Below are 21,390 nucleotides of genomic sequence, written 5' to 3' on the forward strand. Positions count from 1 at the left end.
GGAGTGAGCAGATGTCGCGCCGTAAGACCGAGCGGTTGCTGAACCTGGTGATCTGCCTGCTCGCGACCAGGCGCCCGCTGTCGGCCGAGCAGATCCGCCACGCCGTCCCCGGCTACGACCGTGAGGGCGACGAGGCGTTCCAGCGGATGTTCGAGCGCGACAAGAACGAGCTGCGCGAGATCGGCATCCCCATCGACGTGGTGCGCGACCCGTGGGAGGACGAGCCCGGCTACCGCATCGAGCGCACCTCCTACGAGCTGCCGGAGATCACCCTCGAACCCGACGAGGCGGCCGTGCTCGGACTGGCCGCCCAGGTGTGGCAGCGGGCCAGCCTCGCCGAGGCCGCCTCCGGCGCGCTGCTCAAGCTGCGCGCGGGCGGCGTGGCCACCGACGACGCCGTCGGCACCGGCGCGGGCGCGGGCGGGGCTCTGGAGCTGCGGGTCGACACCCGCGACCCGGCCTTCCCGGCCCTGTGGGACGCCGTTCGCGACCGGCGGGTGGTGCGGTTCGACTATCGCGGCGCCGGCAGCGAGAGCGTGCGCAGCCGCACGGTCGAGCCCTGGGGCGTGGTCAGCCGGCGCGGCCGCTGGTACCTGGCGGGCTTCGACCGCGACCGCGACGCGCCGCGCGCCTTCCGGCTCTCCCGCATCACCGGCCAGGTCACCACCGTCGGCAGGCCGGGCGCCGTCGAGGTGCCGCCCGGGGTCGATCTGCGGGCCATGGTGGGTTTCCCCGACGAGGCGATGGAGGAGCGCGTGGCCCTGATCCGGGTCCGCCAGGGCACCTGCGAGGGGCTGCGCCAGCTGGCCAGGTCCGTGCATCCCGGCGCCGGCGGCTGGGACGAGGCCGAGCTGTCCTTCACCGATCCCGAGCGGCTGGCCGGATGGATGGCCAGCCTGGGCTCCGACGTCGAGGTGGCCGAGCCGCCCGACGCCCGTGAGGCCGTCATCCGGCGACTGAAAGGGGCACTCGCGTGAGCGGATCCGCCGACCGGCTGCCGAGGCTGCTGGCGCTCGTCCCCTACCTGATGTCGCACCCGGGCGCGCAGGTGGGCGAGGTGGCCGAGGTGTTCGGGCTGAGCGAGAAGCAGCTCATCGACGACCTGCAACTGGTGTGGATGTGCGGGCTGCCGGGGCACACCCCCGGCGACCTGATCGACGTGTCCTGGGACGGCGGCGAGATCCTCATCGACAACGCCGACACCATCGCCAGGCCGCTGCGGCTCGGCATCGACGAGGCCAGCGCGCTGCTGGTGGCGCTGCGCATGCTGGCCGCGATGCCGGAGCTGGCCGAGGTGCCGGGCGACGCGCTGCCCCGGGTGGTGGCCAAGCTGGAGCGGGCCGCAGGGGAGGGCGCCGCCGAGGTGAGCAGCCAGGTCGCCGTCGACGTCGACGCCGCCCCCGACGCGCTGCCCCGTGTCCGCGAGGGGCTCACCAGGCGGCGCCGGCTGTCGCTGCGTTACTACGTGCCCGGCCGCGACGAGGTGACGCCCCGCGACGTCGACCCCATGCGGGTGGTGATCGTCGACGGCCGCACCTACCTGGAGGGCTGGTGCTACCGGGCCGAGGCGATGCGGTTGTTCCGGCTCGACCGGGTGCTCGGCGTCGAGGTGCTCGACGTGCCCGCCGACCCGCCCGCCGAGGCCGAGCCGATCGACGTCGCCCAGGGCGTCTTCCGGCCGTCGCCCACCGACGAGCTGGTCGAGCTGGAGGTGACCGCCGCCGGCCGCTGGGTGGCGGAGTACTACCCGTGCGAGAAGGTCACCGAGCTGGGCGAGGGCCGGCTGCGGGTCGCGCTGCGCGCCCGCGACGAGGACTGGATCCTCAAGCTGGCGCTGCGGCTGGGCGACACCGGCAGGGTGGTGGCGCCGCCCGCCATGGCCGACCGGGTGCGCGCGGAGGCCGAGCGGGCCCTGACGCTGTACTCTCAGCGGTCATGACCTGGATCTTCCTGGCCGCGGGGCTCGGCGCCGCCGGGATGGCCGCGCTGGCCGTCACCGGTGCGCGAGCCGTCGCCGCGGCACGTAGTCTCAACAGGGAAGTCGCCGCGGCCCAGGCGCAGCTGGAGCCGAGGCGGGCCAGATTACGGCCGCCGGAGGGGTGAGTCTTATCCTGAGGCAGCGTACGATCGTGGCTGAAAACGCACTAGCTTGGTGAGGATGTCACATGGGACAACTCGGAGTTCCCGAACTTCTGATCATCGCCGTCGTGCTCATCATGTTGTTCGGCGCCAAGAAGCTGCCGGAGATGGCCAGGGGAGTCGGCAGGTCCCTGCGCATCTTCAAGTCGGAGACGGCCAAGCTGCGTGACGACGATGAGGACGGGCAGACCACCGTTCAGGCCCAGGCGCAGTCCCAGCAGCAGCCGGTCACGCCGCAGCAGATCCCGGCAGCCCCGGTCGCCCCAGGGCTCTCGGCCGAGGAGCAGGCACGCCAGCTTGAGGAGCAGGCCGCCAGGCTCCGCGCCGCCGCGGGCAAGGCCGACAAGCAAGTCTGACCCGATCCCTCCTCGTCACCTGGACTGCTGAATGGCGCTGCTCAGACGGTCGAGCCGCAAGGGCACGGCTCCGGCCACGGACGCCGAGGGTCGCATGCCGCTGATGGAGCACCTGCGCGAGCTGCGCAACCGGCTGCTCATCGCGATGCTCGCGGTCGGGGTGGGCATCATCATCGGATGGATCCTGTTCGATCCGGTGTGGGAGTTCCTCAAGGCGCCCTACTGCGAGACGGTCCAGTCACGCCAGCTCAACGGGCGGTGCAGCCTGACCTATGGCGGCATCTTCCAGTCCTTCTTCATCACGCTGAAGGTCTCGGCGATGGTCGGCCTCGTCGTGGCCTCACCCGTCTGGCTCTACCAGATCTGGGCGTTCGTCACGCCCGCCCTCTACCGCAACGAGAAGCGCTACTCCCTGAGCTTTCTCGCCCTGGCGATCCCGCTGTTCCTCCTCGGCGCGGTGCTCGCCTACGTCATCATCGACACCAGCCTGTCCTTCCTGCTGAGCTTCTCGCTCGAGGACACGGTCGCCACCATCCAGATCGACGACTACCTCGACTACATCCTGATCATGTTGCTGATCTTCGGGGTGTCGTTCGAGCTGCCGCTCCTGCTGGTGTTCCTCAACATCATCGGGGTGCTGCCGCACGCCGCGGTCAAGAAGCACCGCCGGATGGTCATCTTCCTGATGTTCGTGTTCGGCGCGGTCATCACGCCCGGAGGCGAACCCATCGCCATGATGGCGCTGGCCCTGCCGATGATCATCCTGTTCGCGGCGGCCGAGTTGTTCATGTACCTGCGGGAGAAGCGCCGGCCCGCCGATGAGGACTTCTCACACCTGTCCGACGACGAGGCCTCGCCGCTGGAAGAGGATTCCGGTTCCGCCACATAGGCGATATGTTCCGGGCGTGCCCCCTCAACTCGCCCTGCTCGTCAATCCGGCCGCACGCGGCGGCCGGGCGCTGCGCCTGCTCGAACCCGTGGTCCGCCGCCTGCGCGCGGGCGGAGCCGACGTGTCGGTGATCGTCGGCGACAGCGCCGCGGACGCCCTCGAACGGGCCTGCGCCGCCGTGGCCGAACGCCCCGACGCCCTGGTCGCCTTCGGCGGTGACGGTCTCGTCCACCTGGCCGTGCAGGCCGTGGCCGGCACCGATGTGCCGCTCGGCGTCATCCCGGCCGGGACGGGCAATGACATCGCCGCGGCCCTCGGCCTGCCGCGTAAGGATCCGATGGCCGCCGCCCGCGCCGTGCTCCGGATGAAGTCCCGGCTGATCGACGCCGTCCGCGTCCGGGCCGGCGGCGCCGACGAGCTGTACGCCGGGGTGATGTGCTGCGGGTTCGACTCGAAGGTCAACGAGCGGGCCAACGGGCTCACCTGGCCGCCCGGGATGGCCCGCTACCTGGTGGCCATGGTCGAGGAGCTGCGCCGGTTCCGGCCGATCCCGTTCCGGATCACGCTCGACGGCGAGACGCTCGAGCGGGAGGCCATGCTGGTCGCGGTGGGCAACACCCGGTCCTACGGCGCGGGCATGCGGGTGTGCCCCGACGCGCGGCCCGACGACGGGCTGCTGGACGTGATGGTGCTGGAGGCGGTGGGCAAGGCGGAGTTCCTGCGGGTCTTCCCCAGCGTCTACCGGGGGACCCACGTCTCCCACCCGGCCGTGTCGATCAGGCGGGCCAGGAGTGTCCGGCTGGAGGCGCCCGGCGTGGTGGCCTACGCCGACGGCGAGCGCGTCGGGCCGATCCCGGTCAGCTGCGAGGTCCAGCCCGGGGTGCTCCGGGTCATCGCCTGAAATCTACTTTGTAAAGGCGTCGGCCGGGCAGGACGGACCGGAATGACGATTTCGGTAGGCTGGCGTCATGACAACGCCAGCGGAACGCTACGCGGCCTTCCGTGAAAAGTACGGTGACGACGGGCCCGCTCTCAGATCGTTCCGCGATCTGTACGAGTTCGAGCTCGACGACTTCCAGATCGACGCCTGCCGCGCGCTCGAGGCGGGTGACGGGGTCCTGGTGGCCGCCCCCACCGGCTCCGGCAAGACGGTCGTCGGCGAGTTCGCCGTCCATCTGGCCCTGGAGCAGGGGCGCAAGTGCTTCTACACCACCCCGATCAAGGCGCTGTCCAACCAGAAGTACAACGACCTGGTCAAACGCTACGGCACCGCCAAGGTGGGCCTGCTGACCGGCGACAATAGCGTCAACGGCGAGGCCCCGATCGTGGTCATGACCACCGAGGTGCTGCGCAACATGCTCTACGCCGGGTCGGCGACGCTGGCGGGGCTCGGGTTCGCCGTGATGGACGAGGTCCACTACCTGGCCGACCGGTTCCGGGGGGCGGTGTGGGAAGAGGTCATCATCCACCTGCCCGAGTCCGTCAGGCTGGCGGCGCTGTCGGCCACGGTCAGCAACGCCGAGGAGTTCGGCGAGTGGCTGGGCGAGGTGCGCGGTGACACCACGGTCATCGTCGACGAGCACCGGCCGGTGCCGCTCTGGCAGCACATGATGGTCGGCAACCTGATCTACGACCTGTTCATGCCCGACGATGAGACGCCCCGCATCAACCCCACCCTGATGCGGGTCACCCGCGACGCCGAGCGGCTCACCGCCGGCCGCGGCCGGCGCGGCAACGGCAGGCCGTCGCGCTCGCGCCCGCCGGACCGCACCCAGGTGATCGAGAAGCTCGACTCCGAGGGGCTGCTGCCCGCGATCACGTTCATCTTCTCCCGGGCCGGTTGCGACGCGGCCGTCCAGCAGTGCCTGAACGCCGGGATCCGGCTCACCACCGAGCGGGAGCGTCACGAGATCAGGCAGCTCGTCGACGAGCGGACCGCCCACCTGCCCGACGAGGACCTGGCGGTGCTCGGCTACCTGGAGTGGCGCGACGCCCTGGAGCGCGGGCTCGCGGCCCACCACGCGGGCATGCTGCCGGCGTTCAAGGAGGTGGTCGAGGAGCTGTTCACCCGCGGCCTGGTCAAGGCGGTGTTCGCCACCGAGACGCTGGCGCTCGGCATCAACATGCCCGCGCGCAGCGTCGTCATCGAGAAGCTCGACAAGTGGAACGGCGAGACCCACGCCGACCTGACGCCGGGCGAATACACCCAGCTCACGGGCCGGGCCGGGCGGCGCGGCATCGACGTCGAAGGTCACGCCGTGGTGCTCTGGCAGCTCGGCATGGATCCCCTGTCGGTGGCCGGGCTGGCCGGCACCCGCACCTACCCGCTGCGCTCCAGCTTCCAGCCCTCCTACAACATGGCCGTCAACCTGGTCGGCCAGTTCGGCCGCGAGCGCGCCCGGACCCTGCTGGAGGAGTCGTTCGCGCAGTTCCAGGCCGACCGGGCGGTCGTCGGGCTGGCCAAGCAGCTGCGCAAGCACGAGGAGGCGCTCGAGGGCTACCAGGAGGCGATGACCTGCCACCTGGGCGACTTCACCGAATACGCCGGGTTGCGCCGCCGGCTGTCCGACCGCGAGGCGCAGCTGGCCAAGCAGCGCGGCGCCGCGCGGCGGGCCGCGGCCGTGAGGTCGCTGGAGGCGCTGCAGCCGGGAGACGTCATCCGCGTCCCGGGCGGGCGCCGGGCGGGCCTGGCGATCGTGCTCGACCCGGGCCGCAACCCGCGCGGCCACGGCCCCAGCCCGCTGGTGCTGACGATCGGCAAGCAGGTCAAGAAGCTCGACCCGGCCGACTTCCCGGTGCCCGTCGAGCCGATCGAGAAGCTGCGCATCCCGAAGAACTTCAACGGCCGCTCGCCCAAGGAGCGGGCCAACCTCGTCTCCACACTGCTCGCCAAGATCGGCGACCGTGACCTGGGCAAGCCGCCCAGGGCGCGCGACCACGCCGTGGAGGACGACGAGATCAACGAGCTGCGCCGCCGCGTCAGGCAGCATCCCTGCCACGGCTGCGACGAGCGCGAGGACCACGCCCGCTGGGCGGAGCGCTACTACAAGCTGCTGCGCGAGACCGAGGGGCTGCGCCGGCGCGTCGAGGGCCGCTCCCACGTCATCTCCCGCACCTTCGACCGCATCTGCTCGGTGCTGGAGCAGCTCGGCTACCTGCGTGGCGAGACCGTCACCGAGGAGGGCCGCCGCCTGGGCCGCATCTACACCGAGCTCGACCTGCTCACCGCCGAATGCCTGCGCAGCGGGCTGTGGGAGGAGCTCGACCCGGCGGAGCTGGCGGCGTGCGTGTCGGCGCTGGTGTTCGAGTCGCGGCAGGCCGACGACGCCCGCCGTCCCAAGATCCCGGCGGGGCGGGCGCAGGACGCGCTCACCTCCATGGTCCGGCTCTGGGGCGAGCTGGAGGGCATCGAGTCCGACCACGGGCTCGAGACCATCCGCGAGCCCGACCTGGGCTTCGCCTGGGCGGCGTTCCGGTGGACCAAGGGGCACAGCCTCGACGCGGTCCTCATGGACGGCGTCAACGGCAGCGAGCTGGCCGCGGGTGACTTCGTCCGGTGGATCAAGCAGCTGATGGACCTGCTCGGCCAGCTGGGCAACGCCGCGCCGGAGGGCAGCAAGATCAAGCTGACCGCGACCAAGGCCATGGACGCCATGCGCCGCGGCGTGGTGGCCTACTCCTCGCTCGCCTGACGGTCGCGGCGTACTGACCGCCCGGTCAAGGTGATGTCATCGCCAGTCTACGCAACGTAACCATTCGGGCGGTTTTCGCCGGGGGCGCGGTGGAAATCCCCATGTCGCAAGCTCGGTTCAGCCCTCCCGGATCCGCCGCGCCGCCCGCCCCGCGCGGCGTCCGGCCATCCCCTGGAGGTTGCCATGTTCGCCCTCGCCGCCGCCCTGCTGTTCGTGCTCGCCCTCGTCTTCGAGATCGCCGGCGTCGCCGTGGGCGGGGTGCTCACCGTCACCACGCTCGCCGTCGCCGGCCTGGTCTGCGTCGCCCTTCACCTGATGGGCCTGGGGGCGGGGTGGAAGCCGCTCGGGAAGTGACCTTCCGCCCGGCCTGGCCGCGCCCGGACCTCCGGGTGCGGCCTCGCCGTGTCAGACGGCGCGCCGGCCGGCCGGGCCGGCGGCGAGGATGTTCCTGCGGATCGCGGCCAGGGCCCGGTCGGTCTGGGAGAGCTGGATGCGGTAGTCCTTGGCGCTGTTCTCGTCCCTGATGGTCGTGGTGACATCGAATCGATCGCTGGGGACGATGAGCGTGAACCGCTCGGCGAGCGGCGTCGTGGGCGTGGAGCCGACGTCCACGAAGGTGTAGTCCTCGTCCTCCTTGTTCTGCTCGGGCTCCGCCTGTTTCGCCCTGCGCCGGGCCTTCTTGCCGGGCGTGGGCAGCGGGACGGTTCTGACGCTCACCGAGACGATGTCGCCGTACCTGTATTCGCTCGTCTGCTCGGCCGCCTCACGACGTCCCGTGATCGCGTCGAGGGTCGTGCGGTAGGCGCCGAGCTTTCGTTCCGTCATGAACAGGACGAAGACCCCGTAACGCGAAGCGAAGAAGCGGCCGTTGGGGTGCTGCGCCATCTTCGTCCTGGACGACTTCTGCTCCTCCGGACCCATGATCACGAACGGGCTGATGTACCGGCCCGTTCCGGTGACGAGCTCGCCGCGCAGAATCCCCAGCCGGTCGAGGGCCCGGTGCTGGATGGTGGCGAGGTCGCCGCGCAGCCACCTGTCGATCTGGTCGGCGGTGGGCAGTTCGTCGAGATACTCGCGGTGCCGCTGCTTCTGCTCCCGCACCGCGGTGTCGTGGCGGCGCTCCATCGCCGCGTTGCGGATCGCGGTGGCGACGATCCAGCCGGCGCAGCAGATCGTGCCGGCGATCGCGAGGATCATGACGTACGGCAGAGGGGAGAACGGGCTCCAGGCATAGGCCACCTGCCTGAGCACGAGCAGCGTGATCACCAGGGTCGCGAGTGCGACACTCAGGCCGAGGACGGCCGTCGAGTGGCTCAGCCGGTAGGGCGGGTCGGGTTCCCGGGGCGGGGGCGAGAACAGGGTCCTCATGCGTCGTTCGCGGTCGCGCTGTTCCTCCTCGTCCAGCAGGGCGAGCTCGCCCGTTCCGCCTGTCTTGCCGGGGTTGGCCAGGCGCTCCAGCTTGAGCCACGTGGGTGATTCGTCCACGGTGATGGCGTCGACGATCATCTTGGCCCGGTCGGGCGAGATCGCGTCGGCCGCGGAGGACAGGCGTTGCGTGTAGAGCTCTGGCTCCTGCCGGTGCAGGTGGTTGAGGTCCTCGTCGATGATGGCGAGCAGCGCGGCCGCGCACGGCAGCGCCGGATCGTCGCCGTAGGCGTTGTCCAGCCGCGTGCGGACACGGCCCAGATGGCCGTCCGGGTGATCGCGTGGTCGCTTGCCCTGCAGATCGGCCAGGGCGTATTCGACGAACACCACTCCGGCCGGGTCGCGCGCGTGTGCGATGTGGTCGGCGTAATGCTTGACGGCGATGTCCCAGTCGTGGCGTTTCAGGGCGTCTCTCGCGGCGGCCAAATTCCGCGTGGGATCGTGGCCGGTGTAGTAATTGTGCTGGGTGTATTTCTGGTTGCGTATGTTGCCGTAATTATGGATGTTCTGGTGATCCTCCGACATGGCCGGTCACCCGCTGATGACGCCGACCGCGGCGCTGATGGCGGCGACCGCCTCCGCCGCCTTCCTGACGTCCTCGGCGGCCGCCCCGCCCGTGGTGAGCAGATCGCGCACCCGCCGGGCCGCGGACATCAGCCGTCCGGTCGGCTGATCGGGCGACTCCTCGATGCCGGCGCGCAGCTCCCGTGCGGCCAGCATGCCCGGACCGGCCTCCACCGACCCCCGCTCGATCAGTTGCTCCAGTGCGTCGAGGGACGCACGCAGTTGTACGAAAACGTGCTGGGTCTCTGAGTTGTAGGTGTTTTCGGTGTACTTCTGACGCTTGACCGGGCCGTAGTTGTTCACCTGCACGAGACTCCCCCTCGCCGCGGAATACGGAGCGATAGCCTTGATGTATTCCGAAATAAGGGGAATGTCAATCGGTGACAAAGTGCACTTAAAAGACGAATTAGGCCGGGGTGAAGCGGACCTGGCGGGTGGCGAGGTTGGCCTGGGCGAGCCGTACCGTGACGTGCTCGCCCAGGGGGAGCGGCCCGTCGCAGGGGGCGATCACGGCCGGGTCGGCGAGCCGGATCCGGCCGTCGCCGCGGTGCTCGTCCACGTCGATCACCATGGCGCCGAACGCCTGGCCGACCCGGTCGCGCAGCAGGAAAGCCGCCACGAGCTCACCGCAGGCGCGCTCCACCGCCGAGGCGCGGTGATCCGCGGCCGACATCAGGCCGGGCAGGTCGTCCAGGGCCCTGGCCACGTCGGAGGGGACAGGCTCGCCCGCCGCGATCGCCAGGCACACCTCGGTGGCGTAGCGGTCGACCAGGCGGCGCAGGGGGGCCGTCACGTGCGTGTAGGGCGCGGCCACCGCGGCGTGGTCGGCCAGCGACGGAGGCTCGCCGTTGAAGGCCACGTAGCCCGAGCCGCGCAGCAACACCCGCGACTCGTGCAGGAACGCCGCCCGCCGGGGGTCGGCCGGGTCGAGGTCGTGCACCACCCGGCCGTAACCGGCGCCGTCGGGCCACGGGACGCGCAGCGCCGCCGCCACCCGGCGCACCCTGTCGAGGTCGCGCGGCCGCGGCGCGGGCAGCACGCGCAGCACGCCGATCTCGGCGTCGAGCATCATGGAGGCCGCGGCCATGCCGGTGAGCAGGGAGATCTGCGCGTTCCACGCCTCGGCGGGCAGTGACGGCCGGTAGAGGAGGTGGTGGCCGCCGTCGGCGGTCACCATGTCCAGTCCGGGGGCGGGCGGCGTGACGCCGCCACGTTCGCGCTCCAGCTCCAGCCGGAGCCCGCCGATCTCGGCCAGCAGGCCGGGCGTGCCGTCGGCGGTGCCCGTCTCGACGGCCGCCTGCACGTAGGCGTGGTCGAGCCGCTCCCGGCTGCGCACCAGCGCGCGCTGCACGTCGGCGCCGACCGTGCGGCCCTCGGCGTCGAGGTCGATCCGCCACACCACGGCCGGCCGGGTCACGCCGGGCAGCAGGCTGGCGCCGGCTTCGGACAGCACCCGGGGATGCAGGGGCACGTCGCCGGTGGGCAGATGGACCGTCGTGCCCCGTGAGCGGGCCTCGGAGTCGATGACGCCGCCCGGCCGCACGAACGCGCCGAGGTCGGCGATCGCGTGCCAGACGCGGTAGCCGCCGCGCAGCCGCTCGAGGTGGACGGCCCGGTCGAGGCCCGCCGAGCCGGGCGGGCCGATGGTGACGAACGGCAGATCGGACAGGTCACGGCCGTCGAGCCTCGGCACCTCGGCCACCCACTCGGCCTCGTCGAGCACCTGCGGGGAAAAGGCGCCGGGCAGCCCGCACTCGCGCCGGACGCGTGCGAATCCGTCCTCCAGCCTGGCGGGGAGCTCACCGGGGATCCGCATGCTCGTCATCGACACGCGGTCAACCTACCGTGACGGCTATCGGGGCAGAGCGTCGAGCAGGCGGTTGAGCGGGCTGTCCAGGCCGTAGCGGTCGGCGAGTCGTACGAGGGCCTCGGGGTCGCGGGGCTTGGCCGGAAGCGCCAGGTCGGCGGCGGGCAGGGGCGCGTCAGGGGCGACCCGCACCACGCCGGGGGCGACCCGGAGATAGTCGCGGGCGGCGGCCAGCCGGGTGCGGCTGCCCGCGGGGAAGCCCTCGGTGGCTCCCGAGTCGAGGGCGGAGAGCAGCGCGTCGAGGGACCCGAAGCGGGTGATGAGGGAGGCGGCCGTCTTCTCGCCGACGCCCGCGACCCCCGGCAGGCCGTCGCTGGGGTCGCCGCGCAGCGTGGCGAAGTCGGCGTAGGCGCGGCCGGGGATGCCGTACTTGGCGGTCACGAACGCCTCGTCCACCGGCTGCAGGTTGCGGATGCCGCGCGCGGTGTAGAGGACCCGCACCGGACGCGAGTCGTCGACCAGCTGGAACAGGTCGCGATCGCCGGTGACGATGTCGACCGCCCCCTCGGCCCGGTGGGTGAGGGTGCCGATCACGTCGTCGGCCTCGTAGCCGGGGGACTCCAGCCGGGCGATGCCCACGGCGTCGAGGACCTCCTCGATGACCGGGATCTGCGGCACCAGCGTGTCGGGCACCTCCTCGACGTCGCCGTGGGCGACCCGGTGGGCCTTGTACGTGGGGATGGCGGCGACCCGGAAGGCGGGCCGCCAGTCGGCGTCCATGGTGGCCGCCAGCCGGGTGGGGGAGTGGGCGCGCACCAGGGTGGCGATCATGTCGATCAGCCCGCGCACCGCGTTGACCGGCATGCCGTCGGGCGCGGTGATCGAGTCGGGGATGCCGTAGAAGGCGCGGAAGTAGAGCGAGGGAGTGTCCAGAAGCATGAGCACGGGGTCCATGTTCGCACTCCCGGTGGCCCCCTCGCAGGGAGCCCGCGAGGGCTACGAGCCGTCCGGGCCCAGGATGCCCACCGCGAGCAGGCAGGCGTCGTCCTCCGGGTTCGGGCCGCCGATGTCGTCCAGCAGGCGGTCCAGCCCGGCGTCGAGGTCGCCGCCGCGCAGCTGCGACGCGGCCTTCAGCGCCAGGTCGAGCCCCTCGTCGATGTCGCGGGTGCGCCGTTCCACGAGCCCGTCGGTGAACATCAGCAGCAGGTCGCCGCCGCGCAGCTCGGTGCGGGCCGGCTCGTACGGCTGGCCGCAGGCCGCGCCGAGCAGCACGCCCCTCGGCTGGTCGAGGTGCCGGGCGGTGCCGTCGCGCACCAGGATGGGCGCCAGGTTGCCCGCCCTGGCCCAGCTGAACACCCGGGCCGAGGTGTCGAGATGGCCGATCACGGCGGTGGCCGTGGTCTCCTCCAGCCGGTGGATGACCAGCTCGTTCAGCCACGCCAGCAACCCCGCCGCGGGCTCGCCGGTCATCGTCAGCCCGATCAGGGCGTGGCGCAGCTGCGCCATGCGCGCGATCGCGGGCAGGCCGTGGCCGGACACGTCGCCGATCGCGAGCAGCACCCGCCCGTCGGGCAGTGGCGCGGCCTCGAACCAGTCGCCGCCCAGGCTCGCCGTCTTCTCGGCGGGCACGTAGCGCACCGCGATCCTGGTGTTGGGCAGGTCGAGGCAGCCGACCGGCTCGGGCAGGATGGCCTCGCGCAGCGCCAGCATCACGTGGCGTTCCTCGGCCGCCTTCTCCCTGGCCTCCAGCAACTGGCGGCGCGACTCGGACATGATGCGCTCCGCCCGGCGGCGGCCGGTGATGTCCTGGATGACGCCGTGCACCCCGGCCGGGCCGCCCGGCGCCATGAGCGGCTCCAGGACGACGCGCAGGTTGCGCAGCTCGCCGCCGCGCCGGATGCGGAACTCCGCCTGCACCGGCTCGGTGCCCAGGACGACCGCGGTCAGCAGCCGGTCGAGCGCCTGGCGGTCGTCGGGCTCGACGTGGGCGGTCAGGTCCGGCAGGAGGACCGGCCCGTCGGCGCGGTCGCGGCCGAAGATCGTGAAGACCTGGTCGGACCAGATCGCCTCGCCGGTGTGCAGGTCCCACTCGGCCCATCCCATGTTGCCCAGCCGCTGGGCGTGGGCGAGCCGGGCGGCCACCAGCTCGCGGTCGCCTGCCAGGCTCACGGCGCGCCTGCGCTGAGCCTCACCCTCGCATGCAGTGGAACGGGACATTCGGCTCACACTACGTCATCGAAGATGTGCGTACGGTGCTGCTGGCTTGTGCTGTGGTGAGAGCTTTTCGCGGATTTTAGGCGGCGTGATTCCGAGTAGATTGAGCCTGTGATGACCTCGGACTTGTATCCCGTTTCGCGCCTCGCCGCCGCCCAGGAGGCCGCCGCCAAGGCCGGCATCGACGCGCTGCTGCTCACCCCCGGCCCCGATCTGCGCTACGTGACCGGCTACGACGCCAAGCCGCTGGAGCGGCTGACGTGTCTGGTGGTGCCGGCCTCCGGTGAGCCGTACATGCTGGTGCCCCGCCTGGAGCTGCCCGCCGCGCAGGCGTCGCCCGCCTCGCGGCTGGGGCTGGAGTTCGTCGCGTGGGACGAGACCGACGATCCCTACCGGATCGCGGCCTCGCGGCTGGGCCGGGTGGGCACAGTGGGGCTGGCCGACCGCATGTGGGCGATGTCGTCGCTGCGCTTCCGCGACGTGCTGCCGGACGCCGAGCAGGTGCTGGCCGGCAGCGTGCTGCGCGAGCTGCGGATGCGCAAGTCGCTGGCCGAGGTGGCGGCGCTGCGCGAGGCGGGCGAGGCGATCGACGCGGTGCACCGGCAGGTGCCCGGGTTCCTGCGGGCCGGCCGCACCGAGCGCGAGGTGGGCCGCGACATCGCCGAGGCGATCCTGGCCGCCGGCCACGCCACGGTCGACTTCGTCATCGTCGCCTCCGGCCCCAACGCGGCCAGCCCGCACCACGAGCTGTCCGAGCGGGTGATCCAGCCGGGCGAGCCGGTCGTGGTCGACATCGGCGGCCAGCTGCACAACGGCTACTGCTCCGACTCCACCCGCACCTACTCCGTGGGCGAGCCGCCGGCCGACTTCGCCGCCTACTACGAGGTGCTGCGCCGGGCCCAGGAGGCCGCCTGCGCCGCCGTACGGCCGGGTGTGCCGTGCGAGTCGATCGACGCGGCGGCCCGCGACATCATCGCCGAGGCCGGCTACGGCGACCACTTCATCCACCGCACCGGGCACGGCATCGGCATCGAGACGCACGAGGATCCCTACATCGTCGCGGGCAACGCCGAGCCGATGGAGCCCGGCTTCGCGTTCTCCGTGGAGCCGGGCATCTACCTGGCCGGCAGGCACGGCGCCCGCATCGAGGACATCGTGGTCTGCGGCGAGAGCGGCGGGGAGCGGCTCAACAACACCTCTCGTGCATTGGTGATCGTTTAGGCACAATCGGGGGTTCATACCCCTTTAAGAGGAGTTCTGTGCCCATGACTGTTGAACGTGCCCTGCCGACCGACGAGGCGCGCGACCTGATCGAGCTGACGCGCGACCTGGTCGCCAAGGAGGTCGCGCCGCGGGCGGCGGCCGACGAGGCGGCCGGGCGGTTCCCGCGCGAGGTGTTCGCCACGCTCGGCGCCGCGGGGCTGCTCGGCCTGCCCTACCCCGAGGAGCACGGCGGCGGGGGTCAGCCGCAGGAGGTCTACCTGCAGGTCGTGGAGGAGCTCGCGGCCGGGTGGCTGACCGTGGGGCTCGGCACCTCGGTGCACACGCTCTCGTGCTTCCCCGTGGCGGCGTACGGCGGCGAGGAGCAGAAGGCCGCGCTGCTGCCCGCCATGGTCGGCGGCGACCTGCTCGGCGCCTACTGCCTGTCGGAGCCCCAGTCGGGCTCCGACGCCGCGGCGCTGACCACCAGGGCGGAGTCCGGCCCCGACGGCTACACGGTCACCGGCGTCAAGGCGTGGATCACCCACGGCGGCGTCGCCGACTTCTACCTGCTGATGGCCCGCACCGGCGAGCCGGGCGCGCGCGGCATCTCCTGCCTGCACGTCCCCGCCGGGCTCGACGGGCTCTCCTACGGCGCGGCCGAGCACAAGATGGGCATGCGCTCCTCACCGACCGCCCAGGTCCGCTTCGACGGTGTGCGCCTGCCGCCCGAGGCCCTGGTCGGGGCCGAGGGCGAGGGCTTCCGCATCGCCATGGCGGCCCTCGACGGCGGCCGGCTCGGCATCGCCGCCTGCGCGGTCGGCGTGGCCCAGGCCGCCCTCGACGCCGCCGTGTCCTACGCCAGGGAACGCCGCCAGTTCGGCAGCCGGATCGCCGACTTCCAGGGCGTCTCGTTCATGCTGGCCGACATGGCCACGCAGGTGGCCGCCGCCCGGGCGCTCTACCTCGACGCCGCCCGGCTGCGTGACGCGGGCCGCCCCTACGGCACGCGGGCGGCGATGGCCAAGTTGTTCGCCACGGACATGTGCATGAAGGTCACCACCGACGCGGTGCAGGTGTTCGGCGGCTACGGCTACGTCGAGGACTTCCCGGTGGAGCGCTACATGCGCGAGGCGAAGGTGCTGCAGATCGTCGAGGGCACCAACCAGATCCAGCGGGTGGTCATCGGCCGGGCGGTGACCAAGGACTGACCGCCCGGCCGCTCCGTGCCAGGACGGCCGTGCCGGCTCGGCGAGGACAGGCGCCATGCGACGGCCCGGCCGCGGGACCGGGTCGCGCCGGCGGCGGGCAGGGCCGCGAGACCTGCCTCACGGGCCGGCCCGAACCCGGTGGGCCGCATCAGGGGCGTTCGTGGTCGTGCCAGCGGCGCAGCCGGTCGAGGATCGCCTGGAGGGCGCCGCCGCGCAGGGCGGCGCCGATGGTGCCCTCGCTGAACCGCTCGCCCCGGATGATCGTCGTGGCGAGCCGGGCCGCGTCGGCGACCGGCAGGTCGCGCAGCTCGCGGCCGTCCGGTGAGATGGCGGCGGCGCGGTGCCAGCCGGGCCAGGCGAAGGCCACCACCACGCCCAGCTCCCCGAGGAGCCCGGTGATCCGCGTGACCGCCTCGCTGTAGACGGGGTAGGGCATCTGGGTCACGCCCGGGCTGATCTCCTGCCCGACGCCCCACCCCACCTCCAGGTCGGCCGCGGTGAGGGCGCCGGCTCGGGCGAAGAGCTCCTGCCAGCGCTCCTCCGGCTGGGCCGCGAGCCTCGCGGCGATCTCCTCGTCGGTGGGCCCGGCGTCCCGCAGGGCCCGCTCGAAGGCGGCGTGGACGTCGGCGGTGAACAGCACGAACCGGGCCTCGGCCACCCGGGTGGGGGTGGCGTGGACGGCGCCGACGGCGATGCGGGCGGCGTCGCCGGCCGGCCAGCCGTAGATCCCGGTGGACACCGCCGGCAGGGCGACGGTGGCGGCGCCCAGCTCGTCGGCGACCCGCAGCGCCTCGCGGTAGCAGGAGGCCAGCAGGTGCGAGCGGTCCTCGCTCCGGGAATGGACGGGGCCCACGGTGTGGATCACCCACCGGGCCGGGAGGCCGCCCGCGGTCGTGGCCACCGCCTGGCCCACGGGCAGGCCCTTGGCGTAGCGGGAGGCGCGCAGCCCGCGGCACTCGTCGAGGATGGCCGGGCCGCCGCGCCGGTGGATGGCCCCGTCGACGCCGCCGCCTCCCAGCAGGCTGGAGTTGGCGGCGTTGACGACGGCGTCGACGTGCTGCTCGGTGATGTCACCCGAGACGATCGTGATCCTCACGGTGACAGAGTCTGCCTCAGCCCGGTGAGGGCGCGGCGCGCCGTGGCCTTCTCGACGGGGGGCGCGTCGGAGAACCGGATCTCCTCCAGGTCGCGCAGGGCCTGCTCGACGTCGCCCGTCAGCGCGCGGACGCGGGCCCGCCGCAGCCGGGTGCGGACCCGGTCGGGGGCCAGCATGAGCGCGCGGGCCAGCTCCGCCTCGGCGGCGTCGATGTCGCCCAGCCCGGCGATCGCCAGCGCGCGGGCCGATCGTACGTCGGCCTCGTCGCTCGGAGGGAGGCCGAGGGCCAGGGCACGGCCGAGGTCGGCCAGGGCCCCCTGGTGGTCACCCAGGTCGGCGCGGATCTGACCCCGCCCGGCGAGCGCGGGCGCGGCGTCGCGGTTGATGTGCAGCGCCTGCTCGAACGCGCTCGCCCCGTCGGCGGGCGAGCCGCTGAGCCACTGCGCGTAGCCGAGCACGGTGAGGGCCTGCACGTCGCCGGGCGCCCGCTGCACGGCCTGGCGGGACAGGTCGGTGGCGGCGCCGAAGTGGCCCGCGCTCAGCCGCGTCTGGGCCATCTCCGTCAGCACGTGGGCCGCCGCGCAGCCGTCCTCCAGCAGGGTGAACGCCAGCAGCGCGGTGCGGAACGCGCGCTCGGCCGACTCGACGTCGCCGTCGGCCCGCGCGATGCGGCCCAGCAGCCGGTAGGCGCCGCCGAAGCGGCGCTGAAGCCCGCGGCTGCGGGACTGGTCGGCGATGGTGGTGGCGTGGGAGCGGGCGGTGGCGAGGTCTCCGGCCTGCAGGGCGGCCTCGGCGGCGGCCAAGGCGGAGCCCAGCTCCTGAGCGGACAGCCGGGAAAGCGGAGAGGCGTCCGCTCCGCTCATCGAGGCCTCCTCATCCGTGGCCGGATAAGTCGAGACTCGCTGATCGCCGGCCTCCTCGTCAATCAGCCACCAGCGGAAATGTGCGGCGCCGCCGGTGAGCCGTTGATACTCCGGGGCACCCTACCAAAGGCGCGCCCGGCTTCGCTGGTGAAACGAATGTCTAATTCGCGCCGTGGTGCCGGATTTATTCCGAAATGCGGAGATGAAATAGGGGTAAAAGGTGTGAAGTGTGGTCAATGGATTGCCGATTCGGTGCGGCCGTTATCGCGCCGGCGGCCGGAACCGGAATCGTCGTGGCAGGCGGCCAGGCCATTGACGCGGGGTTAGTATGAACCCCGTAAAGCGTCTTGCGCGCTCGGATTCCGGCGAGGTAACCGTGACCCAGCATCATGCCCCAGCACCGGTTTCGCCCGTGGAGCGCATCTGGGGACGCGAGATCCCGTGGCGCAACCCGCACTTCACCGGACGCGATCGCGAGCTGGACATGCTGCGCGCCAGCCTGGGCGCCACCTCGCAGGCCGTGCTCGGCCACCCGCTGCAACCGCTCTACGGCATGGGCGGCGTGGGCAAGACCGACATCGCCGCCGAATACTGCCACCGCCACGAAGCCGACTACGACCTCGTGTGGTGGGTCAGGTCGGAGCAGGAGGACACCGTCCGCAACGCGCTCATCGCGCTCGGCCGGCGGATGGGCCTGGCGGAGTTCTCCGACACCGAGCGCGACTACTCCTCCCAGATCGTGCTCGACGCGCTGCGCACCGGGAAGAAATACCCCCGCTGGCTGCTGGTCTTCGACAACGTGACCGACCCCGACATGATCCGCTCCTACATCCCGCGCGGCGCCGGGCACGTCATCATCACCTCCCGGATCGCGCAGTGGCGCCGCGAGCTCAACTCCGAGGGCATCGAGGTGGGCGTGTTCAAGGCGAAGGAGAGCATCGACTTCCTGCGCCGGCGGATCCCCGCCCTCGGGCCGGGCGGCACCCCCGAGGCCGACGCGGAGCGGATGGCCGAGGCCGCCCGGCTGGCCGACGCGCTCGGTCACCTGCCGCTGGCCAGCGAGCACGCCGCCGCCTACCTCATCGAGACCCGCATGCCGGTGGCCGACTATCTCGCCTCCTACCAGCGCAACGCCCACGAGATGCTCGGCCAGCCCGTCGACATGTACTACCCGGTGCCGGTCGCCACCACCTGGAGCATGTCGCTCGGCATGATCTCCGACGAGGCGCGGAGCCTGTTCAAGCTGCTCTGCTTCTTCTCGCCGGAGCCGATCTCCGAGGAGCTGATCGTGCGGCCCACGCTCGCGGTCGGCGGGAGCTTGCCCGAGGAGCTCGGGCGGGTGCTGGGCGACCAGACGACGTTCCGGCGGGCGGTGCGCGAGCTGGCGCGGTTCTCGCTGCTGAAGATCTTCGGGGTGCGCAACGTCGTTCAGGTGCACCGGGTCGTGCAGGACGTGACCCGGGGCAAGATGCAGCGCGAGGAGCCCGAGCAGGTCGCCGAATACCGGCGGATCGCCCACGAGCTCCTGGCCGCCTCCGACCCCGGCGTGCCCGACAAGGAGGCCAACGACCCTCAGTACGAGCTGTCCAAGCAGCACCTCATCCCGTCCGGTGGCCACGAGTCGGCCAACCCGCGGCTTCGGGCGCTCATCATCAACCAGGTGCGCCGGATGCGCCTGCGCGGCGGCAACCGCGAGGGGCTCAACCTCGGCCAGCTGGTGTTCGACAGCTGGCGGGAGCGGTTCGGCTCCGACGACCTGCAGACGCTGATGCTGGCGCTGGAGGTGTCGATCTGCCTGTTCCAGCTGGGCGAGGTCGAGCGGGCCGGCCAGCTCACCGTCGACACCCAGACCCGTCTCGCGCGGACCCACGGCCGCGACAACGAGGCCTACCTCAAGACCGTCGGCACCTACTCCCGCCTGCAGCGCCACCAGGGCAACTACGCCGAGGCCTACAAACAGGACGTGGAGCTGCTCCCGCTGTACGAAGAGGTGTTCCGGCCCGAGCACCTGCAGACGCTCAACCTGCTCAACAACATCGCGCTCGACCTGCGCTGCCTGGGCCGCTACGAGGAGGCGCTGTCCTACGACCGGCGTGCCCACGACGAGCGGCGCCGCATGTTCGGCGACACCGCCGACTACACGCTCAGCTCGAAGTTCGCCATCGCCCGCGACCTGCGCAGCCTCGGGCGGGTCGAGGAGTCGCTCGACCTGATCCGCGAGGTCTGCCGGCTGGCCGAACTCAAGAACCAACCCTGGCACGCGGTCAGGCTGCAGTGGGAGACCGAGCTGTCGGCGGCGCTGCGCTGGGTCGGCCTCTACGAGGAGGCCAGGCAACTCGGCGAGGAGAATTTCGAGCGCCACGTGCGCGTCCTCGGCCCGGCCCACCGCCAGACCCTCAACTGCGCGGTCGCCCTCGTCTTCAGCCGCACGCTCGACCGCGACCTGGTGGCGGCGGCCAAACTGGGCGAGGAGACGCTGGTGGCCTGGGAGAAGGTCACCGGCGACCGCACCCACCCCAACACCCAGGCGGCGGCCGTCAACCTGGCCGTCGTTCAGCGGCAGCTCGGCAACCCGCTGGGCGCCAGCCGCATCGACCAGGAGGCGCTCGAGAGCCACACGGCCAGACTCGGCGCCGAGCATCCCGGCACCGCCACGGTGATGGCCAACCTGGCCAGCGACCTGGCCGCGCTCGGCAACGTGCAGCGGGCCCGCGAGCTGGGCGAGGCCGCCCTCAAGATCTTCAGCGGGTCGCTCGGCGAGAGCCACCCGCGCGCGCTGGCCGCCGCGAGCAACCTGGTGCTCGACCGGCGCGCCTCGGGCGAGACCGGCAAGGCGCAGGTGCTCTACGAACAGACCCTGGCGCGCTACGCCGAGGCGCTGCCCGACCATCCGCACGCGCTGCTGGCCCGGCAGGGCGGCCGGGTCGACCTCGACATCGAGTCCATGTCACAGTGAGTGCCGCATCTCCGCCACGAAGAGCTCGCCTTCGGCCGTCAGCGCTCCCGATCCGGCGAGTTCGCCGATCGCCGCGCGGGTCTGCTCCTCCCAGGCGCGGAGCCCGGCCAGGGCGCGGTCGTGGTGCGGGGTGTCGAGCAGCAGCCGCCAGAGGCCGATGAGCCCGGCGTAGGCGTAGCAGCCCTGCAGCAGGTTCTCGGCCGGGCGGGGGTCGCCGCGCCACGGCGCCCGGCCGGTCCAGCCGCTGTCCGGCCGCGCCAGCGGCACGTGGTTGGTGACCGCGCCCAGCAGCACGTGCCTGAACTCGTGCAGCAGGGTCTCCGCGCACTCCACGTCGTCGGCGGGCATCGACATCGCGATGGCGCCGAACGCCCAGCCGGAGGTGGAGCTGCGCAGGACGCCCGACACCGCGGGCAGCAAGGGGACGAGCACGCGCAGGGTCTCGGCCATCGCCGCCGCCGTGCCGTGGAGGTGACCGCCGAGCAGCCGCCAGCCCGCGTCGAGCACGTCCCGCCAGGCGGGCAGGCCGGGGGCCGGGTCGCGGTCGCCGTACAGGTCGAGGTAGGGGTCGTCGTTGACCAGGGAGAGCCGCAGGACGAGCCCGTGGCGGGCGATCCACAGCTCGGGCGGGCGGCGCGGACCGGAGACCGCGGCGGCGACCTCGGCGAGGTAGCGGGTGTCGGGCCGGGCGGTCGCGTGGAGGCAGCGCGCCGCCCAGACGCCGACCTGCGGCGCGGCCAGCAGTTCGCGCACGCGCCGCGGATCCTCGCGCTCGGCCTTGGCCAGGTGCCGGTGCGCCGCGGTGAACTCCGGAGCCGGGCCCTCTGACAGGAGCTTGCGTCGCAGCGCCTCGATCAGGATGAGGTGACGGCGTGATTCGGCCAGCCGCCAGGGGAGCACCGTGGCGGGCTGGATGCGGCCCGCCGCGATGTCAGTCAGTGGGGGTTTCATCGCCGGGACATCCGCTTCTCCCGCCCG

General features: G+C 72.3%; 19 protein-coding genes and 1 pseudogene. 11 read left to right on the forward strand and 9 right to left on the reverse strand.

All coding sequences use genetic code 11. From position 1 onward, the window contains the following. The first annotated feature begins 11 nt into the window (after positions 1-11). The 8 genes from AB0C16_RS09935 (at position 12) to AB0C16_RS09970 (ending at position 7,430) form a co-directional block, all read left to right on the forward strand. A complete protein-coding gene (locus AB0C16_RS09935) occupies positions 12-977 on the forward strand; it encodes a WYL domain-containing protein (protein WP_357680889.1) in 966 nt (321 codons plus the stop codon). Then, a complete protein-coding gene (locus tag AB0C16_RS09940; RefSeq protein WP_357680891.1) occupies positions 974-1,939 on the forward strand; it encodes a WYL domain-containing protein in 966 nt (321 codons plus the stop codon). The genes AB0C16_RS09935 and AB0C16_RS09940 overlap by 4 nt, the downstream gene beginning before the upstream one ends. Further along, complete coding sequence (locus AB0C16_RS09945) at positions 1,936-2,103, forward strand: hypothetical protein (protein ID WP_357680893.1); 168 nt, start codon at positions 1,936-1,938, stop codon at positions 2,101-2,103. The genes AB0C16_RS09940 and AB0C16_RS09945 overlap by 4 nt, the downstream gene beginning before the upstream one ends. A gap of 62 nt (positions 2,104-2,165) precedes the next feature. Next, positions 2,166-2,495, forward strand: a complete 330-nt coding sequence (gene tatA, locus AB0C16_RS09950; RefSeq protein WP_357680895.1) for a Sec-independent protein translocase subunit TatA — start codon at positions 2,166-2,168, stop codon at positions 2,493-2,495. 31 nt (positions 2,496-2,526) lie between these two features. Continuing rightward, positions 2,527-3,384 carry a twin-arginine translocase subunit TatC gene (gene tatC, locus AB0C16_RS09955; protein ID WP_357680897.1) on the forward strand — a complete coding sequence of 286 codons (858 nt, stop codon included), beginning with the start codon at positions 2,527-2,529 and terminating at the stop codon, positions 3,382-3,384. Positions 3,385-3,400: 16 nt separating this feature from the next. Continuing rightward, positions 3,401-4,285 (forward strand): diacylglycerol kinase, encoded by an 885-nt coding sequence (locus AB0C16_RS09960; protein ID WP_357680899.1) that lies wholly within the window; start codon positions 3,401-3,403, stop codon positions 4,283-4,285. Positions 4,286-4,352: 67 nt separating this feature from the next. Continuing rightward, entirely contained in the window at positions 4,353-7,076 is a 2,724-nt protein-coding gene (locus tag AB0C16_RS09965) for a DEAD/DEAH box helicase (protein WP_357680901.1), read from the forward strand. A gap of 183 nt (positions 7,077-7,259) precedes the next feature. Further along, entirely contained in the window at positions 7,260-7,430 is a 171-nt protein-coding gene (locus tag AB0C16_RS09970; protein WP_357680902.1) for a hypothetical protein, read from the forward strand. A gap of 51 nt (positions 7,431-7,481) precedes the next feature. Here AB0C16_RS09970 and AB0C16_RS09975 read toward each other — a convergent pair whose 3' ends face one another. The 5 genes from AB0C16_RS09975 to AB0C16_RS09995 all read right to left on the reverse strand — a co-directional run bounded on the left by AB0C16_RS09975 (position 7,482) and on the right by AB0C16_RS09995 (position 13,089). Then, positions 7,482-9,026 (reverse strand): hypothetical protein, encoded by a 1,545-nt coding sequence (locus AB0C16_RS09975; protein WP_357680904.1) that lies wholly within the window; start codon positions 9,024-9,026, stop codon positions 7,482-7,484. Between the two features lie 6 nt (positions 9,027-9,032). Further along, positions 9,033-9,374: a hypothetical protein gene (locus AB0C16_RS09980; RefSeq protein ID WP_357680906.1), complete on the reverse strand. Its 342-nt coding sequence runs from the start codon at positions 9,372-9,374 to the stop codon at positions 9,033-9,035. A 97-nt stretch (positions 9,375-9,471) separates the two neighbouring features. Beyond that, complete coding sequence (locus AB0C16_RS09985; RefSeq protein ID WP_357681230.1) at positions 9,472-10,890, reverse strand: RNB domain-containing ribonuclease; 1,419 nt, start codon at positions 10,888-10,890, stop codon at positions 9,472-9,474. 27 nt (positions 10,891-10,917) lie between these two features. Beyond that, complete coding sequence (locus AB0C16_RS09990; RefSeq protein ID WP_357680908.1) at positions 10,918-11,826, reverse strand: 5'-3' exonuclease; 909 nt, start codon at positions 11,824-11,826, stop codon at positions 10,918-10,920. A gap of 42 nt (positions 11,827-11,868) precedes the next feature. Further along, positions 11,869-13,089 carry a SpoIIE family protein phosphatase gene (locus tag AB0C16_RS09995; protein ID WP_357680910.1) on the reverse strand — a complete coding sequence of 407 codons (1,221 nt, stop codon included), beginning with the start codon at positions 13,087-13,089 and terminating at the stop codon, positions 11,869-11,871. A 111-nt stretch (positions 13,090-13,200) separates the two neighbouring features. On the opposite strand from AB0C16_RS09995, the gene AB0C16_RS10000 reads away from it, so the two are divergent. Further along, on the forward strand, positions 13,201-14,307 hold the full coding sequence (locus AB0C16_RS10000; RefSeq protein WP_357680912.1) for a Xaa-Pro peptidase family protein: 1,107 nt from the start codon (positions 13,201-13,203) through the stop codon (positions 14,305-14,307). A gap of 44 nt (positions 14,308-14,351) precedes the next feature. Then, positions 14,352-15,497, forward strand: coding sequence for an acyl-CoA dehydrogenase family protein (locus tag AB0C16_RS10005; protein ID WP_357680914.1), 1,146 nt, complete (start codon positions 14,352-14,354; stop codon positions 15,495-15,497). A gap of 148 nt (positions 15,498-15,645) precedes the next feature. Here the strand turns inward: AB0C16_RS10005 and AB0C16_RS10010 are convergent, their stop codons facing one another. From AB0C16_RS10010 to AB0C16_RS10020, 3 genes and pseudogenes are all read right to left on the reverse strand, one after another. Next, entirely contained in the window at positions 15,646-16,095 is a 450-nt protein-coding gene (locus tag AB0C16_RS10010) for a DUF6508 domain-containing protein (protein ID WP_357681232.1), read from the reverse strand. Next, positions 16,093-16,593: pseudogene (locus tag AB0C16_RS10015) on the reverse strand (O-acetyl-ADP-ribose deacetylase); the annotation flags it as partial. The gene AB0C16_RS10010 and the pseudogene AB0C16_RS10015, both read right to left, overlap by 3 nt. Next, positions 16,590-17,456 carry a tetratricopeptide repeat protein gene (locus AB0C16_RS10020; protein ID WP_357680916.1) on the reverse strand — a complete coding sequence of 289 codons (867 nt, stop codon included), beginning with the start codon at positions 17,454-17,456 and terminating at the stop codon, positions 16,590-16,592. The pseudogene AB0C16_RS10015 and the gene AB0C16_RS10020, both read right to left, overlap by 4 nt. Before the next feature lie 412 nt (positions 17,457-17,868). Between AB0C16_RS10020 and fxsT the strand changes: the two genes are divergently transcribed. Further along, positions 17,869-20,412: an FxSxx-COOH system tetratricopeptide repeat protein gene (gene fxsT, locus AB0C16_RS10025; RefSeq protein WP_357680918.1), complete on the forward strand. Its 2,544-nt coding sequence runs from the start codon at positions 17,869-17,871 to the stop codon at positions 20,410-20,412. Here the strand turns inward: fxsT and AB0C16_RS10030 are convergent. Beyond that, entirely contained in the window at positions 20,404-21,363 is a 960-nt protein-coding gene (locus tag AB0C16_RS10030) for an HEXXH motif-containing putative peptide modification protein (protein ID WP_357680919.1), read from the reverse strand. The genes fxsT and AB0C16_RS10030 overlap by 9 nt on opposite strands. Positions 21,364-21,390: the final 27 nt, after the last annotated feature.

This window comes from Nonomuraea sp. NPDC048916 (assembly GCF_040649575.1).
Classification (GTDB): domain Bacteria; phylum Actinomycetota; class Actinomycetes; order Streptosporangiales; family Streptosporangiaceae; genus Nonomuraea.